This is a genomic window from Kribbella sp. VKM Ac-2569 (assembly GCF_004216905.1).
In the GTDB taxonomy this organism is placed as follows: domain Bacteria; phylum Actinomycetota; class Actinomycetes; order Propionibacteriales; family Kribbellaceae; genus Kribbella.
On record NZ_SGXJ01000001.1, the window covers coordinates 21,405 to 38,607 of the forward strand.

At 68.4% G+C, this 17,203-nt stretch carries 16 protein-coding genes; 6 read left to right on the forward strand and 10 right to left on the reverse strand.

The annotated features are described in order from the left end of the window. Positions 1-14 precede the first annotated feature (14 nt). The 5 genes from EV649_RS00095 to dxs all read right to left on the reverse strand — a co-directional run bounded on the left by EV649_RS00095 (position 15) and on the right by dxs (position 7,597). On the reverse strand, positions 15-1,316 hold the full coding sequence (locus EV649_RS00095) for a hypothetical protein (RefSeq protein ID WP_130379267.1): 1,302 nt from the start codon (positions 1,314-1,316) through the stop codon (positions 15-17). A 60-nt stretch (positions 1,317-1,376) separates the two neighbouring features. After that, positions 1,377-2,858, reverse strand: a complete 1,482-nt coding sequence (locus tag EV649_RS00100; RefSeq protein WP_130379268.1) for an amino acid permease — start codon at positions 2,856-2,858, stop codon at positions 1,377-1,379. An 87-nt stretch (positions 2,859-2,945) separates the two neighbouring features. Then, entirely contained in the window at positions 2,946-4,301 is a 1,356-nt protein-coding gene (locus EV649_RS00105) for a hypothetical protein (RefSeq protein WP_241997614.1), read from the reverse strand. Positions 4,302-4,366: 65 nt separating this feature from the next. Then, positions 4,367-5,701 carry a hypothetical protein gene (locus EV649_RS00110; protein ID WP_241997615.1) on the reverse strand — a complete coding sequence of 445 codons (1,335 nt, stop codon included), beginning with the start codon at positions 5,699-5,701 and terminating at the stop codon, positions 4,367-4,369. Positions 5,702-5,710: 9 nt separating this feature from the next. Then, positions 5,711-7,597, reverse strand: a complete 1,887-nt coding sequence (dxs, locus tag EV649_RS00115; protein ID WP_130379269.1) for a 1-deoxy-D-xylulose-5-phosphate synthase — start codon at positions 7,595-7,597, stop codon at positions 5,711-5,713. 120 nt (positions 7,598-7,717) lie between these two features. Here dxs and EV649_RS00120 point away from each other — a divergent pair, with 120 nt between their 5' ends. The 4 genes from EV649_RS00120 (at position 7,718) to EV649_RS00135 (ending at position 11,648) form a co-directional block, all read left to right on the forward strand. Then, a complete protein-coding gene (locus EV649_RS00120; protein ID WP_130383437.1) occupies positions 7,718-8,218 on the forward strand; it encodes a DUF402 domain-containing protein in 501 nt (166 codons plus the stop codon). 184 nt (positions 8,219-8,402) lie between these two features. Continuing rightward, positions 8,403-8,732 (forward strand): hypothetical protein, encoded by a 330-nt coding sequence (locus tag EV649_RS00125; protein WP_198682248.1) that lies wholly within the window; start codon positions 8,403-8,405, stop codon positions 8,730-8,732. 2 nt (positions 8,733-8,734) lie between these two features. Further along, on the forward strand, positions 8,735-11,128 hold the full coding sequence (locus EV649_RS00130) for a DUF4132 domain-containing protein (RefSeq protein ID WP_130379270.1): 2,394 nt from the start codon (positions 8,735-8,737) through the stop codon (positions 11,126-11,128). 25 nt (positions 11,129-11,153) lie between these two features. After that, positions 11,154-11,648 (forward strand): DUF402 domain-containing protein, encoded by a 495-nt coding sequence (locus EV649_RS00135; protein ID WP_130379271.1) that lies wholly within the window; start codon positions 11,154-11,156, stop codon positions 11,646-11,648. A 49-nt stretch (positions 11,649-11,697) separates the two neighbouring features. Here EV649_RS00135 and EV649_RS00140 read toward each other — a convergent pair whose 3' ends face one another. The 3 genes from EV649_RS00140 to EV649_RS00145 all read right to left on the reverse strand — a co-directional run bounded on the left by EV649_RS00140 (position 11,698) and on the right by EV649_RS00145 (position 13,701). Beyond that, positions 11,698-11,937: a hypothetical protein gene (locus EV649_RS00140; RefSeq protein ID WP_130379272.1), complete on the reverse strand. Its 240-nt coding sequence runs from the start codon at positions 11,935-11,937 to the stop codon at positions 11,698-11,700. 29 nt (positions 11,938-11,966) lie between these two features. Further along, positions 11,967-12,122 (reverse strand): hypothetical protein, encoded by a 156-nt coding sequence (locus EV649_RS40670; RefSeq protein ID WP_157996137.1) that lies wholly within the window; start codon positions 12,120-12,122, stop codon positions 11,967-11,969. Positions 12,123-12,195: 73 nt separating this feature from the next. Continuing rightward, entirely contained in the window at positions 12,196-13,701 is a 1,506-nt protein-coding gene (locus EV649_RS00145) for a CocE/NonD family hydrolase (protein ID WP_130379273.1), read from the reverse strand. A 92-nt stretch (positions 13,702-13,793) separates the two neighbouring features. Here EV649_RS00145 and EV649_RS00150 point away from each other — a divergent pair, with 92 nt between their 5' ends. Then, the gene (locus EV649_RS00150) at positions 13,794-15,704 is read left to right on the forward strand and encodes a Na+/H+ antiporter (protein ID WP_130379274.1); all 1,911 of its coding nucleotides are present in this window, start codon (positions 13,794-13,796) and stop codon (positions 15,702-15,704) included. Between the two features lie 4 nt (positions 15,705-15,708). Next, on the forward strand, positions 15,709-16,125 hold the full coding sequence (locus EV649_RS00155; protein ID WP_130379275.1) for an HIT family protein: 417 nt from the start codon (positions 15,709-15,711) through the stop codon (positions 16,123-16,125). Here the strand turns inward: EV649_RS00155 and EV649_RS00160 are convergent. Both EV649_RS00160 and EV649_RS00165 read right to left on the reverse strand, forming a co-directional pair. Then, complete coding sequence (locus EV649_RS00160) at positions 16,122-16,634, reverse strand: GNAT family N-acetyltransferase (RefSeq protein WP_241997616.1); 513 nt, start codon at positions 16,632-16,634, stop codon at positions 16,122-16,124. The two genes, EV649_RS00155 and EV649_RS00160, sit on opposite strands and share 4 nt — an antisense overlap. After that, positions 16,615-17,172 (reverse strand): HEAT repeat domain-containing protein, encoded by a 558-nt coding sequence (locus EV649_RS00165; protein WP_130379276.1) that lies wholly within the window; start codon positions 17,170-17,172, stop codon positions 16,615-16,617. The genes EV649_RS00160 and EV649_RS00165 overlap by 20 nt, the downstream gene beginning before the upstream one ends. Positions 17,173-17,203 lie beyond the last annotated feature (31 nt).

Below are 17,203 nucleotides of genomic sequence, written 5' to 3' on the forward strand. Positions count from 1 at the left end.
GTCCCCCAGCACCTTCAGCCTTTGAACCTCTTGGCTGCGGCGACGAGCTGGGCGGCGGTCAGGCCGGTGTCCTTCTTCAGGACGGTTTCGCCGTGCAGGGAGAGGTCGACGTACAAGGTGGCGAGCTTCTTCTCGCCGAGTTTGTCGGCCAGGTACTCGACGATCCACCAACTGGTTCCGTAGGCCTTGTCGGCGTCGTCGGCGAAGACGGTCCCGTTGGGCAGCGCGGTCAGCTTCGAGAGGTACTTCGTTCGGACGCGCTTGCGGTACGGGTCGACGGACCAGTGCGGATCGTCCTCGATCGAGCGGCAGCGGACGTATTCGGCGAGGCCTTCGACGGCCCAGATCGGCGCGTTGAGGCCCAGGGTCGAGGTTGCCACGTGCGTCATCTCGTGCACGAGCAGGTCCTTCTCGAGCCGCTTGCGCAGTGCCGGGTTCACGACGATGCGACTGCCGATCGGACGCCCGATCGGCTTCCCCATCTGCTCCCCCTCGAACAGCGTCACGGCCTTCGCCGCGATCGTCCAGCCGTCGCCGCTGCCGGCCGTCCAGAGCGTCGACATCACCCGCTGCTGCGGCATCGCCACGACCAGCACGGCCCCGTTCCACGGGCGCTCCCAGTGCTTGCGGACCGACGCCACGGCCTTGTCCGCGACCTTCGCGACCTTCGTGCCGAGGCTCGCCTCGCGCTTGTCGACGACCACGACGACCTTGCCCCGCCGTACCAGCTGGACCTCGTCGAAGTCCCAGGGCTGGCGATGCCCTGCCTCGGTCAGCAACTCGTCGATCCCGGTGTCGTCGACGAGCACCCAGGCCCCGGCCCGCGGCGCGAAGGTGTACCCGAGATCGGTCTGCACGGGCCGTGGATCCAGCCCGGAGATCTGGTACCGCATCATCACCCGCGTCGAGAACGCCGCCGCCCCGAACTTCTCGACCAGGGCCGGCACCGCATCGAACCCGTCGGCGGTGAAGTACTGCAGCGTGCTGAACCCGAACTTCCGCAGGTTCGTGAACAGCATCCGCTGCCGCGCGACGAGCTGGGTCTGCTTCGGGTCGACCGAGGCCAGGAACCCCTTCAGATCGCCGTCGAGCACGGCAGCCGACCGTCGGGCCAGGATCACGTCCAGCGCCTTCTTGCGGGCTGTCTTCTGCGAAGCAGTGAGCTGTCCAGGCGTCGTACTGGGCGTCGCCCGCACGGCGAGCACGCTGGTGCCGGAGGCAGCGTCACCGTGCCAGGCCCGGACAGCGACAACCGCGCCGGACGCAGTGAGCGCCAGCGCGGCAACGCCTGCGAACAGGCGTTTCGGGTGATTCATTGGTGTCCCCCTCGGACGGTCGGCTGATCCTAACCGCAGCCGACCGTCCCGGGGACCGGATCAGGCCTTCTGGACCTCGCCCGTGCGCTCCTCCAGACCGACGCGGCTCCGCCGGTAGCCGTACACGGCGTAGATGACGAAGCCGAGCACCATCCAGATCGCGAACCGCAGCCAGGTCTCCAGCGACAGGTTCAGCATCAGGTACAGGCAGATCACCGCCGCCAGGATCGGGATCACCGGGCTGCCCGGCACCCGGAACGAGCGCTGGATGTCGGGGCGGCTCTTGCGCAGCAGCGGCACCGCGATCGACACCAGGGTGAACGCGGCCAGCGTGCCGATGTTCACCATCTCCTCGAGCTTGCCGATCGGGGTCACGCCGGCCACGATCGCGACGACCACGCCGATCGCGATCGTCAGGCGGTACGGCGTACCCCACTTCGGGTGCGTCTTGCCCAGCTGCCGGGGCATCAGGTGGTCGCGGCTCATCGCGAACACGACGCGCGCGGCGCCGATCATCAGCGTCAGTACGACGGTGGTCAGACCGGCGACCGCACCGGCCGAGATCAACGTTGCGAAGCCACCGCGGCCGACGGAGCGGAACGCCTCCGCGAGCGCGGCCTCACCGCTGATGTCGGTGTACTTCACCATGCCGGTGATGACGATGCAGACCAGCACGTAGAGGACCGTGCAGATCGCGAGCGAGCCGATGATGCCGCGCGGCAGGTCGCGCTGCGGGTTCTTCGCTTCCTCGGCCGTGGTCGCGACCACGTCGAACCCGATGAACGCGAAGAACACCAGCGACGCACCCGACACCAGGCCCATCACGCCGAACGTCGACGGCGTGAAGCCGAACAGCGCCTGGAACAACGGCGTCGTGATGGTGACGTGCGCGTCCGGGGTCTCGACACTCGGCGGGATGAACGGCGTCAGGTTCGAGCCCTTGATGTAGAACAGGCCGGCGACGATCACGAACAGCACCACGAACAGCTTGATCGCGACCAGTACCAGGTTGACCCGCAGCGACTCCTTGATGCCGATCGTCGCGAGGGTCGCCAGCACCAGGACGAGCAGCATCGCGAGCACGTTGACGTTGCTGTCCGGTCCGATCGACGACGGCCAGCCCAACCCGATCTGGTCGAGGAACAAGGCGGCGTACGTCGACCAGCCCTGCGCCACGACGCTTGCCCCGAGCATCAACTCGAGCAGCAGGTCCCAGCCGATGATCCAGGCGAAGATCTCACCGAGCGAGAAGTACGAGAAGGTGTACGCCGAACCCGACACCGGCACAGTGGACGAGAACTCGGCGTAGCACAGTGCGGCCAGCGCGCAGCAGACGGCGGCCAGCACGAAGGACAGTGCGATACCCGGTCCGGCGTACAGCTTGGCCGCACGGCCGGTGAGGGTGAAGATACCGGCACCGATGATGACGCCGATGCCGAAGACGGTCAGATCGACCGCGGTGAGGCGTTTCTTCAGCTGATACTCCGGCTCGTCGGTGTCGGCGATCGACTGCTCGATCGTCTTCTTCCGCACAAGACTCATCTGCGCCTCCTCGACTGTGTCTTATCAAAAGACAGGACGGAACCCATTCGAGATTGCTCCTCTGACAGCGCGAGGTCAAACCGCCACTCAGCGTTGTGGTCGGTATGTTGTCAGTGACGTCCAGAGGGTCGCTTCGGTGAGCCCGGTGCGACTCAGCAGGATGCGGTCGCGGGCCGCCTGATCGGTGCCGTTGCGGGCCATGTCCTCGTAGAGTTCCTCGACGTTGCCGAGTCCGATGCGCTGCGCGAGATAGCGGACCGCCAGCCAGCTGACGCCGTACACGTCGGCGGAGTTCTGGTAGAAGCCGGCGTCGCTGGGCAACGCGGTCAGCTGGGGTACGGCGTCGTCGATGACCTCCTGCTCCCACTTGCCGACCTCGCCCGGTCCGCTGACGGCCTCGATACCGCGCCAGGACACGTACTCCGCGGCGCCTTCGGCCAGCCACAGCGGCTCGTACCCGCCGAGGTCCGCGGTCGCGACGTGGGTGATCTCGTGCGACAGCAGGATCTCGTCGACGCGGTCGCGCTCGTTCGGGTTGATCACGACGTACCCGCCGGCCACCGTACCGTCGGCGGTGTCCTGACCGGGCAGCGAGGAGAACGTCGTACCGGTGCTCGCCGCGGACTCGATGTCCTCGTCGGCGAACTTGGCGTCGCGGACCTCGGTCTCGTCGAGCGCGATCACGAACACCGAGCCGGTCCACTTCAACGGCCAGTACGTCGCGACCTCGTGGAGCCCCTCGGCCGCTTCGGTGGCGATCGCCCGGCCGCGGGTCGTGTCGCCCTTCTCCACGACGACGAGGACGCGCGGGCGGCGCTGCACCTCGATCCGGCCGAGGTCCCAGGCCTCGCGATGCGCGCCCGGCCCGAGGTCGTCGTCCAGTTCGTCGTCGGCGGTGAGCAGCCAGTGGCCGCCGCGGGCGATGAACGTGTAGCCGAGCTCGGTCGTCACCGGCGTGAAGTCGACCTTGGGGATCTGGTACCGCATCAGGATCCGGACCAGGTACGTCGTACCGCCGTGGGCCTTGAGGATGGCCGGGTTGAAGCGCTCCTCGGCCTGGCTGTAGCCGAGTTCGGTGAAGCCGATCTCGACCAGGTTCGCGAACAGGATCTTCTGCGCGGCGCGGAGCTTCTTGTTCGCCGGGTCGACGTCGGCCAGGAACAGCGCCTCGTTGCCGGTCTGCACGGCCTGCGCGCGGCGGAGCAGGATGGTGTCGATCGCGACCCGCCGGGCGGCGACCGCGGCGGCGATCCGGGACGGCTTCGTGGCCTTCGGCGGGGCGGGCGACGCGGTCTGCGTGGCGGTTGCCCGCTCGTGGGCGTCCTGCTCGCGCTGTTCAACGGTGTAGACGACGCCGCCCGACACCAGGGCAACCGCCAGCACCAGGCCGAGCCAGCGGCGGGGCCCAGCAGGCAGCCCTCCATTGGGCGTCGTCGCACTCACTTCGGGTCGTTCCCTCCGAGTACCCGATCGTTGCAGCCGGGCTACCCTACTCGACGCTTGCCGCTTTACGCTGCGGCTGCGGCCTTGAGGGCGCGGAAAAGTCCCGCCTCGTTCATCCCGAGGTGCTCGAGCATGATCCGGTCGCGTTCCTTCTGGGTCGATCCGAGCGCGGCCAGCTCACGGTAGAGCGTGCCGACCTCGACCCCGCCGTACCGGGTGAACAGGTAGTCGAGCGCCAGCCAGGACAACGGGTACGAGCTGTCGGCCTGGTCGAAGAACGTGTCGTCGGCGGGTAGGCTCTTCGCCTTCGCGAGGTACTTCGTCCGCACGTCCAGCCGGTATTCCTTGATGGCCAGGTCCTTCTGCCCGTCCATCGGCAGGAACTCGACGTACGTCGCGGCGCCCTCGACCAGCCAGCGTGGAGCGTACGGGCCGTACGGCGCGGTGGCGACGTGGGTGAACTCGTGGGCCAGCGTGCGGGCGTCGACCTTGTTCCGGTTGTGCGGGTTCACGACGACGTACGAGTCGGCCCGCTGCCCCTCGCCGGTGACCTCGCCGGGCAGCGTGCGGTACACCCAGGTCGCCATCGCGAGTGCATCCTCGGCGTTCTTCGGCTGTGTGTAGTCGGCGCCGCGGACGATCTTGTCGTCGAGCGCGATCACCACGCCGGAGCCGTTCCAGCCGCCGGGCCAGGCCTTCGAGACCGCCTGCACCGCGCTGACGGACACCGTGACCAGCTTGTCCGCGAGTGCGTCCTGCCCCTTCCCGACGACCACGAGAACGCGTGCGGCCCGCTTCACGAGGACAAGGTCCATGTCCCACGCTTCCTGGTGCGAACCACGTGGCAGGCGCTTGTCCAGGTCGGAGTCGGAGACCAGCATCCAGGTGCCGTTGGGCCGCTGGGTGAAGGTGTACCCGAGCATCGCGCGGACCGGGACCAGGTCGATGCTGCGGATCTGGTACGTCATCGCGACGGCCACGAGGTACGTCGACGGGCCGTACTTCTGGGCGATCGTGTCGTCGTACTGCTGGGCCAGTTGCTGGTAGGTCAGCTTCGCGAATCCGAACTGGCGGAGGTTCGTGAACAGGGTGCGCTGGCTCGCGACGAGCCGCTTGTTGCCGGGGTCGACGTCGGCGAGGAACGCCTGCTCGTTGCCGGCGAGGACGGCCTGCGAGCGGCGTTGCAGCACCTGGTCGACGGCTGCCGATCGCGCGGCCTGGTCGACCGTCGGCGTGTTGGTGGTGGCGTCGGCAGCGCGACCGTCGGTCTGGCTCGAGCGATGCAGAGCGAGACCGCCGGCCACCGCGACCACCACCAGGACGAGTGACAGCAGGACCGGCCAGACGCGCGATCGCCGGCGCGTGGCCGCGTGCCGGCTGTGTCGCCCTGCCTCAGCCACGGTCCCCTGCTAGGTACCCGGGCGGTCGCCGGCGGTGTCCGGCTCGCTGAGAGCTTCTGCGTGTCGAGTGAGCTGCTCGGTGATCTCCCGCGCCACCTCTTGGCCGGTGAGCCCGATCGCCTGGAGTACGGCGGCGCGCTTGGCGTGCTCGAGGAACTCCTGCGGTACGCCGAAGTCGCGGAACGGCGTCTCGACTCCAGCATCACGGAGCGCCTGCGCGATCATCGTGCCGCAGCCGCCGGCGCGGCCGTTGTCCTCGATCGTGGCGACCAGCTCGAAGTCCTTGGCCAGCTCGACCAGCTGCGGGTTCACCGGCTTCACCCAGCGCGGGTCGACCACGGTGACGCCGAAACCGTGCGCCTCCAGACGCTGCGCGACCTCCATCGCGGTCGCCGCCATCGAGCCGATGCCGACCAGCAGCACGTCCTTGCCGGATCGGTGGAGTACGTCGATCTGCCCGACGCGGTCGATCGCCTCGATGTCCGGGAACACCTCGCCCTTCGCGAACCGCAGGACCGTCGGGGCGTCGTCGACCTCGATGGCCTCGTTCAGGAGCTCCTGGACCCGCTTGCCGTCCCGCGGAGCAGCGAGCCGCAGTCCGGGGACGAGGTTGGACAGCGACATGTCGTAGATGCCGTTGTGGGTCGGACCGTCATCACCAGTGACACCCGCGCGGTCGAGGACGAAGGTCACGCCGCACTCGTGCAGTGCGACGTCCAGCAGCAGCTGGTCGAAGGCACGGTTGAGAAACGTCGAGTAGAGCCCGACGACCGGGTGCAGGCCGCCCAGCGCGAGGCCGGCGGCGCTGGTCACCGCGTGCTGCTCGGCGATGCCGACGTCGAAGATCCGGTCCGGGAACTCCTCCGCGAACGGCGCGAGCCCGGTCGGGTGCAGCATGGCCGCGGTGATCGCGACCACGTCCTGCCGCCGGTGACCGATCTTGATCAGCTCGTCGGAGAACACGTCCGTCCAGCCGCGCGGCTTGTTGACCGGGCGGATCTGGTGGAGGTTGTCCTCCTCGTCCTGCTCGGCGGCGGCGTACCCGAAGCCCTTCTTGGTCACCGCGTGCACGATCACCGGGCCGCCGAACGCCTTCGCGTTGCGGAGCGCGTCCTCGAGCGCCTGCCGGTCGTGGCCGTCGACAGGGCCGACGTACTTGAGGCCGAGGTCCTCGAACATGCCCTGCGGGGCGAGCATGTCCTTCAGGCCCTTCTTGACGCCGTGCAGCACCTCGTACATCGGCGGGCCGACGTATGGCGTCCGGCCGAGGTTCTTCTTGATGAGGTCGAGAACCTTCTCGTACCGCGGGTTGGTCCGCAGGCTGGTGAGGTGGGTCGCGAGGCCGCCGACGGTCGGGCTGTACGACCGGCCGTTGTCGTTGACGATGATGACGAGGTTGAGGTCCTTGGCGGCGGCGATGTTGTTCAGCGCCTCCCAGGCCATACCGCCGGTCAGGGCGCCGTCGCCGATCACCGCGACCACGTGCCGGTCCTCGCCGCGCACCCGGTACGCCTTGGCCAGGCCGTCGGCGTACGACAAGGCGGTCGACGCGTGGCAGTTCTCGATCACGTCGTGCTCGGACTCGGCCTGGCTCGGGTATCCGGACAGGCCGCCTTGCTGACGAAGCGTGCCGAACTCCCCCGCCCGGCCGGTGACGAGTTTGTGCACGTACGCCTGGTGGCCGATGTCGAAGAGGAGCCGGTCCCGCGGGGAGTCGAACACCCGGTGCATCGCCAGGGTGATCTCGACCATGCCGAGGTTCGGGCCGAGGTGACCCCCGGTGCGGGTCACGGTCTCGACCAGCACGTCCCGGATCTCGGTCGCCAGATCGGTCAGCTGTTGATCGGTCAGCTTCTTGAGGTCCGCCGGACCCTCCACCGTCTCCAGCACGCGCATCGAGCTCCTCCCGCGGGTCGTCCTCGAATGCTTGAGTCTATATCTCGGACTTCAAGACGCCCGCCGGGTGTGCCTTGTTCGGAGGTGTGGTGGGTCTCACTTAGGGTGATCGATGTGGAGATGGTGAGGACCCTGTTCCGGAAGTACGACGGGCAGCCGCATCGCCTGGTCGAGGCGGTCCGGCTCGGCGAGGACGAGCACGGCCTCTGGGTCGGCTCCGTTCCCGGTACCCGCGGGCAGCGCGCCGACGGCAGCTGGACCACGATCGACCACCACCGGGTCCGCCTGTTCCCGCACGGCCAGTGGTGGAGTGCTCTGTTCAACGACGAGCCGCACCAGACCGCGATCTACTGCGACATCACGATGCCGGCCGAGTTCGGCGTCGACTCGGTCACCGCTGTCGACCTCGACCTCGACATCCGCCTGCTCCGCGACGGCACCGTGCGCGTGATGGACGAGGACGAGTTCCACGAGCACCAGATCCGCTACAACTACCCGCCCCAGGTGATCGCCACCGCTCGAGCGACCTGCGACCACCTCGCCACCACCATCACCACGGCAGAACCGTTCGTCACGGCGTACAAGCCGTATCTCGAGCAGATCCGCGCGCTCGGGCGGTAACCGGCTCCCGTCGGCTAGGAGCCCCCCTGAACCAACGAGAGCCGGTCACGATGACGACCTCTGGGCCGGCACCCCACCATGCTCCGTCGCATTCCGCGATCGGTCCACTCCTCACAGCAAAGTTGCATCAAGTTGCAGGAGCGCTGGGCCCACAAGTGGGCGCAGCGCTGACTATGCTGCGGCGGTGGGGATCACGGTGAAGATCGTCGATGTGTCGGGGGCAGGGCGGGTCGGTACGACGACGCTGCTGGAGGGGATTCCGAGCAGGATCACGCTGCGCGACCTCGTCCTGACGCGTGTCCGGGACGAAGTGGCGCGCTTGAACGCCGACCCACAGAAGCAGCGGCAGCTCGACTGGGAGCAGCAGGCCGAGCGGGCGATCGAGGCGTTCGGGCGCAACGGGTTCTTCGTGCTGGTCGACGACCGGCAGGTGACCGAGCTCGACGAAGAACTCGAGTTGACCGCGGACTCCGACATCCGCTTCGTCCGCCTGGTCCAGCTGGTCGGTGGCTGAGCATGGCAGGCGATGCCGCCGCGCTGGTAGCCGCGGCGCTGCAGGCCCTGCGTGGCCGGTCGTGGACAGCTGACGCAGATGCTCGGGCAATGCCCGAGATTCAGGTGATACTGCAGGCCACGGAAGCGCTGCGGCTCGAGTGCATCCTGACCGTCTCGGAGCGAGTCGACAGCTATCACTGCGCCCAACTGTTGTCGGTGATCGCGCGGAAGCGCGTCCAACTGTCGGCAGAGCACATCGAGCGGTTGCTGACGCTGCGCCTCGGGCAGTTCGAGCAGGCCGAGGCATGGCGGAGCAGCCAGGCTCTCCGCGCGGTGAGCCGCCAGATCGAATACGCTTACGCCGGGCTGCCCGGCGCAGCGCAGGAACGTCTGAAACCGCTGCTCGGGCGTGCGGCCGAGCAGGTTCAGGATGCCGCGACGGCGACCAGGCTGCGGAAGCTCGTCGGCCCGGAGGAAGGGCTGCGCGTCGACCTGATCGACGAGAACGACGACATCGGCCCTCGCCTTCGCAGCGCGTTCGAGGCAGCCGACGAACCGGCCGAGGCGCTTGCGGCGGCACTCGATCTCCTCGCGGCGTTTCCCGCCCAGGGCAAGGCCGCGAAGAAATGGCTCACCGAGGCCGAGCGCGTCACCGGCCTGTTGTCCGAGCCCGCAGCTCTGGTCGGCGCCCTCCTCGACGCAGCTCTCGACGCCGCCGACATCGAGTCGAAGTACCCGCGCTACGTCACCCCGGCCAACGAGGCCTTCCTGTGTGGCGTTGTCGCGATCGCCGGCGTACTGCGGGACTCGACGCTCTTGCAGCAGCTTCGGCGGCTCGCGGTCAAGACGGTGACCGTGATCGGAGGTCAGTTCGGCAATCCCCGAAGCCTCCGGCTCGCCAACTCCTCGGCGCAGGCCATGGCCGATATCGGCGGGCCATCGTCGATCACCGAACTGCTCGCGCTCGAGCGTTCCGTGCGGCACGGCACCCTCCTGAGGCAGATCCGCAAGGCCATCGACGCGCTGGCGTCCGCGCAGGGACTGACCCGCGACCAGCTGCTGGAACGCGCCGTCGAAACCCACGACCTCGACGCCGACGGCAAGCGCCGGACACCGCTGTCGCGGGGATCGGCCGAGGTCGTGGTCGACGGGAGGACAGCAACACTCCTGTACGTCGACGAGAAGCAGACGTCCCGGAAGTCGGTGCCGCCGGACGTGAAGCAGGCCGATGCCGAAGCGCTCGCCGCAATCCGCAACGACCTCAAGGCCATCCGGAAAACCATCGCCGGCGAGCGGGTGCGCCTGGACGGCCTGATGGCCGCGGACCGCCGCTGGCGGCTCGACAACTGGCGCGCCTGGTACCTGGACCACCCGATCACCGGCCGGATGGCCCGCACGCTGGTCTGGGTCTTCAGCACCCCGCAGGGACCGGACGTCGTCGGGATTCCGCTCGACGCCGCGAAGGTCGTCACGAGTTCAGGTCAGCAGGCCGAGATCCCGGCGGACGCCGAGGTACGGCTCTGGCACCCGATCCACTCAACCGCAGACGACGTACGCGACTGGCGGCGGTACTTGCTCGAGCAGCAGGTCGTTCAGCCGTTCAAGCAGGCGTTCCGCGAGCTCTACGTGCTCACGCCCGCCGAGGAACAGACCCGCGTGTACTCGAACCGCTTCGCCGGTCACGTCTTCGGGCAGGTCCAGGCCCGCGCGTTGATGAAAGGGCGTGGCTGGGCGCCGGTCGCGGTCGCGTGGTGGGACGACGGCATCGACAACGGCGTTGCCCGGCGTACGTTCGAAGCGGCCGGGATCCGCGCCGAGTTCTACTTCGACCCGATCCACGACCACGAGCCCGCGGCGACCGACCTCTACCCGTACTGCACCAGTGATCAGGTGCGGTTCGTCGACGTACGGACCGATGACTCGATCGAGCTCGCCGAGGTGCCTCCACTCGTCCTGACCGAGGCGCTGCGAGACGTCGACCTGTTCGTCGGGGTCACCTCGATCGGCGCGGATCCGGAATGGCTCGACCGCGGGACCGAGCGCCGCTTCGAGACGTACTGGCACACGTTCGGCTTCGGCGAACTGTCCGCGGCCGGCGAGATCCGCCGCGAGGTGCTCGAGCAACTCGTTCCGCGGCTGGCCATCGCCGACCGGTGCGAGTTCGAGGACCGCTACCTCGCGGTGCGCGGCGACCTCCGGACGTACCGGATCCACCTGGGCAGCGGCAACATCCTGATGTCACCGAACGACCAGTACCTCTGCATCGTCGCCGCTCGCGACGGCCAGGCGCAGAAGCTGTTCCTCCCCTTCGACGACGACCCCGTCCTCAGCCTGGTGCTCAGCAAGGCGTTCCTGCTCGCGAACGACACGGCGATCAAGGACCCCACGATCGTCGCCCAGATCAACGGCCGCTGACCCGACGGCCGATAGGTTGGGGGTCATGCGTGATGTCCGGGTGGTGTACCGAAAGTTCGACGAGAAGCTGCACTGGCATCAGTGGATGCGGTATCTGGGCGAGGACGAGTACGGCCTCTGGCTGGGCGCCCCGGCAGGATCCGTGTCGCAGCGGGGCGACGAGCCCGCGGTGACCCAGGAGCAGGCACATGTGCAGCTGTTCCCGCGGGACAAGTGGTTCACCGCGATCTTCAACGACGAGCCGCGGTACACCGAGATCTACGCGGACATCACCACGCCGGTCGAGTTCTCCGAGGACGTGGTGACGATGATCGACCTCGACCTGGACGTGATCAAGCGCCGCGACGGGACCGTGTTCATCGACGACGAGGACGAGTTCGCCGAGCACCAGGTGAAGTACAGCTACCCGCCCGACGTGATCGCCACAGCGCGCCAGACGTGCGACTGGCTCGTCGGCGCGGTGTCCACCGACGAGCCCTTCCTCACGGTCTACAAGACCCACCTGGACAAGATCCGCTAGGACTACAGCGACGTCCGGCCCATCGCCACGGCGATGACGCCGACGACCGTCAGCAGCAGTGCCGAGCCGGGGTGCATGCCGACCCCCGGAAGTAGTACTCCTCGATGAGCGGCAGGAACCATCCGGTGAACGGGCCGCAGATGAGCAGCGTGGTCAGGAGCGTCTGCTGCGAATAGCCGTTCAGGTACGTCGTGGCGCTGGCGCCGGTCCCCTCGTACTTGATCCACGAGAAGACGGTGTCGTAGAGGAAGTTGTCGAGCGGCGTCAGCGAGAGGGACACGACGGTCATCCACACGAGGCAGAAGCTGATCAGCGCGATCAGCTTGCCGCGCGGGACCGGGCGGTCCAGGTACTGCAGGGCACCGCCGCGCAGACAGTAGCGGCCGGTGACCTGCTTGCCGGGATCGAGTGCTTGTCGGCGAGGAGGACCTCGACGAACTTCGGACGGGGCTTGGTGTGCGTGATTTGGTTCATGCCGAGAAGGTTCGCCGCCCGGCCTGACACGGACCCGCCACGACTCTGACGCGGTGCCGCCACCGCGTCAGAGCTACCTACTTACATGAACGCTGAGCGTGCCGTTCTTGAGCATCATGACGCCCGGGAGCGGGCCACGTTGGCCGGCGTACATGTCGGCGATGGGGGCGACCGTGAGGTAGAGGTTCTGGCCGGCCGGGACGTCGACGGCGATGGCAGGGAGCTCGATCGTGCGCCGTACGCCGCGGGCCGTGTACTTCTCGCGCAGCGGCATCGTGTTGTTCTGCACAACTCTCGCGGTGAGCGGGTTCTTGCCGACGCTCAGTGCGAAGTACGCCGCCGACCGCGGGATGACCGTGTAGACGTCGGCGGTCAGGGTGGGCGTGCCGGCGATCGTGATCGGGCCCTTTGCGATCGGCAGGTTCACAGGCAGTCCGACACCGGTCGGCGCGACGATCTTCCCGAGCGGGAACCGCTTGTTCGGCGTCAGGTTCCGTTGTGTGAGGCAACGGCCGTCGGCGGTCGACAGGTGGTACGTGCCGAAGCCGATCAGGTTGGTCGACTTATGCAGGAGTTGCAGCTGCATGAAGCGGATCGACAGGTTCGAGAAGTTCGGTGATCCGAGCGCGATCGAGCACGGGTCGCCCGCGGTCGCGTAGCCGGGCGGTACGACGCTGGGCAGCGTGTGACCGCCGTTGTACCCGACGAAGATCGACTTGGCCCGGGCCCGCGCAGTGAGCGCCCGGTCGAAGTTCGTGAGCCCCTGGTTGAGGTTGAACAGGTTGTCGGAGATGCCCTGCCCGAACAGCACGGGGAGGTCGAGCTTGCGGCCCTGCTGCACGTGCCAGGCCGGCCCGTTGTGCGCGAAGAACGCGTCGAGATCGCGCCCGGCCTTCCCGACCGGCCAGGTACCGGTCGTGATCAACGCTACGAAGGCGGCCGACACCGCCGGCGGCAGGTGCGTGCCGCCGCCCGCGAACAGGATCGACAGCCACATCGTCCGGGCGGCCTCCTGCGGCGCGAGGCTCTGCTTGAGGTCCCACCAGGTGATCTCCGGAGCGAGCGCGTCGAAGCGGGTCCGCCCGCTGTCGCGAAGCTCGGTGAAGGCGCCGGCGAACTGGTACCCACCGCCGTACGACCCGCCGATGGCGCCGATCAGCGGATCGCCGGGGCGTTGCTTCGTCACCCAGTCCAGGCCCGCGACCAGGTCGACGAGCTTCACCACGTCGCGGCCCTCGTAGTCCGGGTTCATCACGTGCGCGACGCCGGTGCTCTGGCCGAAGCTGCGCTGGTCGAAGCTGAGTACGCCGAAGCCCGCGTCGAGCCAGGCCTTGAACGCGGCCGGGTCCGTGGTCCGGCTGCCGCCCCACCCGTGACTGTGGAAGATCAGCGGCACGGTGTCCTGGGCCGAGGCGGTCGCCGGTTTGAACAGCGAGTAGCAGATCCGTACGGGCGTCGTCGTACCAGGCTCCGGGACCGAGGCGACACAGCCGTTCGTCACCGTGCTGGAGGCTTCGGCCGGAATCACCGGCGAGAGCAGTAGAGCGACCACACCGACCAGCGAAAGCACACGACGCATCAGTCACCCCAAGTGATCGACGGATCTCGCTTCGCACACGGTAGAGGACAGGTCGGACGCTGACCAGAGCCGAGGCCAAGAACTGCGACACTATGCGCGTGCATATCGCGATCGAGGTCGTGGCCCTCGTCGCCGTCGTCGCGGCGGTCGCCGCGCTGGCGCGGCGGATAGGGATCTCGGCTCCTCTGCTGCTGGTCGTCGTCGGGATCGCCGCGTCGTACCTGCCGTTCATCCCGCGGGTCGAACTCGAGCCCGAGGTCGTGCTGGTCGGGTTCCTGCCACCGTTGCTCTACTCGGCCGCGATCAAGACCAGCCTGGTCGACTTCACCAAGCACCGGCGGTCCATCGGGCAGCTGTCCGTCGGCCTGGTCGCGTTCACCGCGCTCGGCGTCGGCGTCGTCGCGTGGTGGCTGCTCGGCCGGGTGGCGGAGTCGATCGGCCAGGAACCGCTGCCGTTCTGGGCCGCGTTCGCGATCGGCGCCGTCGTCGCGCCGCCGGACGCGGTCGCCGCGACCGCGATCGCCAAACGGGTCGGCCTGCCCCGCCGCGTGGTCACGATCCTCGAGGGCGAGAGCCTGCTGAACGACGCGACGGCCCTGGTGTGCCTGCGTACGGCGATTGCTGCCGCCGTGGTGGCGCCGACCGTGTGGCACGTCGGCCTGGACTTCCTGCGGGCGGCCGGCGGCGGGGTGCTGGTCGGCATCGTCGTGACCTTCGTGCTGGCCAAGATCCGCCGCCGGTTCACCGATCCGGTGCTCGACACTACGCTCAGCCTGACCGCGCCGTTCATCGCGTATATCGCGGCCGAGAACCACTACATCCACGCGTCCGGCGTACTCGCGGTCGTCGTCACCGGCCTGTTCCTCGGCCACAAGGCCCCGATCATCCAGTCGGCGAAGTCGCGGATGTCGGAGCGGACCAACTGGCGGACGTTTCAGTTCCTGCTGGAGAACACGGTCTTCCTGCTGATCGGGTTGCAGACCCGGTGGATCCTCGACGACCTCACCGAGAGCCCGCTGCCGACGTGGCTGATCGCGACCACGACGGTCGCGGTGTTCCTCGCGGTGGTGCTGCTGCGGCCGATCTGGATCATCCCGACCACGATGCTGTCCCGACGCGTCCTCGGCCCCTCGCGTCCCGGACCCGTTTCGCGGAGTGCGCTCATCGTGGTGTCGTGGGCAGGGATGCGCGGCGTGGTCACGCTGGCCGCGGTCTTCACGCTGCCCGAAGACACGCCGCATCGCGAGGTCCTCGTGTTCATCGCCCTGGCCGTCACCGCGGGCACGCTGCTCGTCCAGGGCTCGACGCTGCCCTGGCTGGTACGTCGCCTGCGCCTGCCGGGGCCGGATCCCGCGGAGGACGCGTTGCAGGAGGCCGCCGTACTGCAGGGAGCTCATCGGGCCGGAATCGCGAAGCTCGACGAGCTCTCGGCGCCGACGGACCCGCCCGCGATTCTCGACGTACTGCGGCAGCGGGGTGAAGCGCGGGCGCAGGCTGCGTGGGAGCGGCTGGGGCGGCCGGAGACCGAGTACGAGACGCCGAGCGAGGCGTACCGGCGGCTGCGGATCGCGATGCTGGAGGCCGAACGCGCGCACATCCTGAAGGTCCGCGACGCCGGCCTGGTCGCCGACGAGGTGCTGCAGCGGGCGCAGAACGCGCTCGACATCGAGGAGTCGATCCTGGACCGCGACGAGGACGACGACGTCGGCGGGCGCTCCGAGGACCTGCGGCCGAAGACCACGAGTGCTGCCTGTGAGCACCTGGAGCAGGCGCCGGTGGTGGTCACGCCGAACACTCCGGACGGCTGCGAGGAGTGCCTGGCCGAAGGAGGTTCGTGGGTCCACCTGCGGCTGTGCCTGGGGTGTGGTCACGTCGGGTGCTGCGACTCGTCGGTGATGAAGCATGCGAGCAAGCACAACGACCAGACCAAGCACCCGGTGATGCGCAGCTTCGAGCCGGGCGAGACGTGGCGCTGGTGCTTCGTCGACGAGAAGCTAGGTTGACGGTATGGCGGACTGTCTCTTCTGCTCCATCATCGCCGGTACGACGCCGGCGCAGATCGTCCTGGACACGCCGGACGTCGTCGGCTTCCTGGACGTCCGGCCGGTGTTCAAAGGGCACACGTTGATCGTTCCGCGGACGCATGTTCCGACGATGGTCGAGATGTCCGACGAGGTGATGGTCCCGCTGTTCGGAGCGGCCCGCTCGGTCGCGAGCGCCGTACGGACCGCGTTCGACGCGCAGGGGTCGTTCGTTGCCGTGAACAACGTCGTGTCCCAGTCCGTGCCGCACCTGCACGTCCACGTCGTACCGCGCACGAAGGGCGACGGCCTTCGCGGCTTCTTCTGGCCGCGGACCAAGTACGCCGACACTGCCGAGGCCGAGGAGTACGCCGGCAAACTTCGCGCCGCCCTCGACGACTAGCTGGTGGCGCGCTCGTACTCGACCTGTGCGAGCGGGTTGCCGTCGCCGAAGTCGCGGGTCTGGGTGGCGCCGGTTTCGGTGAAGCCGCACTTGCTGTAGAAGCGGCGGGACTGTGGGGTGTCGCGGAGGGTCCAGAGGTGAACGCGGTCGTGGCCATCGGCTTCGAGGTGTTGCAGGGCGGCCGTCATGAGCGCCGCGGAGACTCCGCTCCCCCAGCCGTCGGGGTGGGTGTAGAAGCTGTGGATCTCGGCGAGCCCGGGCCGGGCGTCCGACGGCTCCGACCACGAGATCGCGAGCGGCCGCTCGTCACGGAGCGCGAGCATGATCAGGCCCTGGCCGGCGGCGATCCGCGAGTGCCAGCGGGTCAGTCGGCTCGCGATTCCCGCGTCAGCGACCTCGACCGGGAACAGCGGCGCATACGCAGCCGCCCAGGAGGCAGCATGCACCTGCCCGACCGCATCCCCGTCGGCAACGGTGGCCCGCCGTACATCAATCGAGGGGTCGGTCAAGGCGGTCCTCCAGGGTCGTGAGTGCGCGATCGACGGCGGCGCGGACGGTGTGATCGGGATCGTCGGCGAGAGCGCGGATCGCGTCGGCGTGCTCGTACTCCCCCGCGGCGCCGATCGCGCGAACAGCCGCCGTACGAACCCTCGGCAGCTCGTGATCGAGCATCGGGAGCAGAGCGTCGACGAGCTGGCCGAGCTCGCGCTGCGCGGTGATCCGCGCGACATGCTCCCGGACCCGCCAGGCAGGATCGCGCGCCGCGACCAGCAACGCATCGACCACGTCGTCGCGCCACACGTACAGGAACACCCGGGCGGCCCACACCCGGATCCAGTAGTAGTTGCCCGGATCAACAGGAGCCTTCCAGCCACCGGGATTCTCCGACCCGGTGATCGCCACCAGTTTCGGCAGCTCGGCGCCGTACGCCGCCTCGCCCGGGATCTCGCCGGTCAGAAAGGCGACGCACCAGTCGACCACGACGTCCTCGCCGTACGTCGCGCAGGCGGCCCGCACGACGTCGCGCGGTGACTCCCGGTCGGCCATGACAGCAGTAAACCGCGGGCCACCGACAATT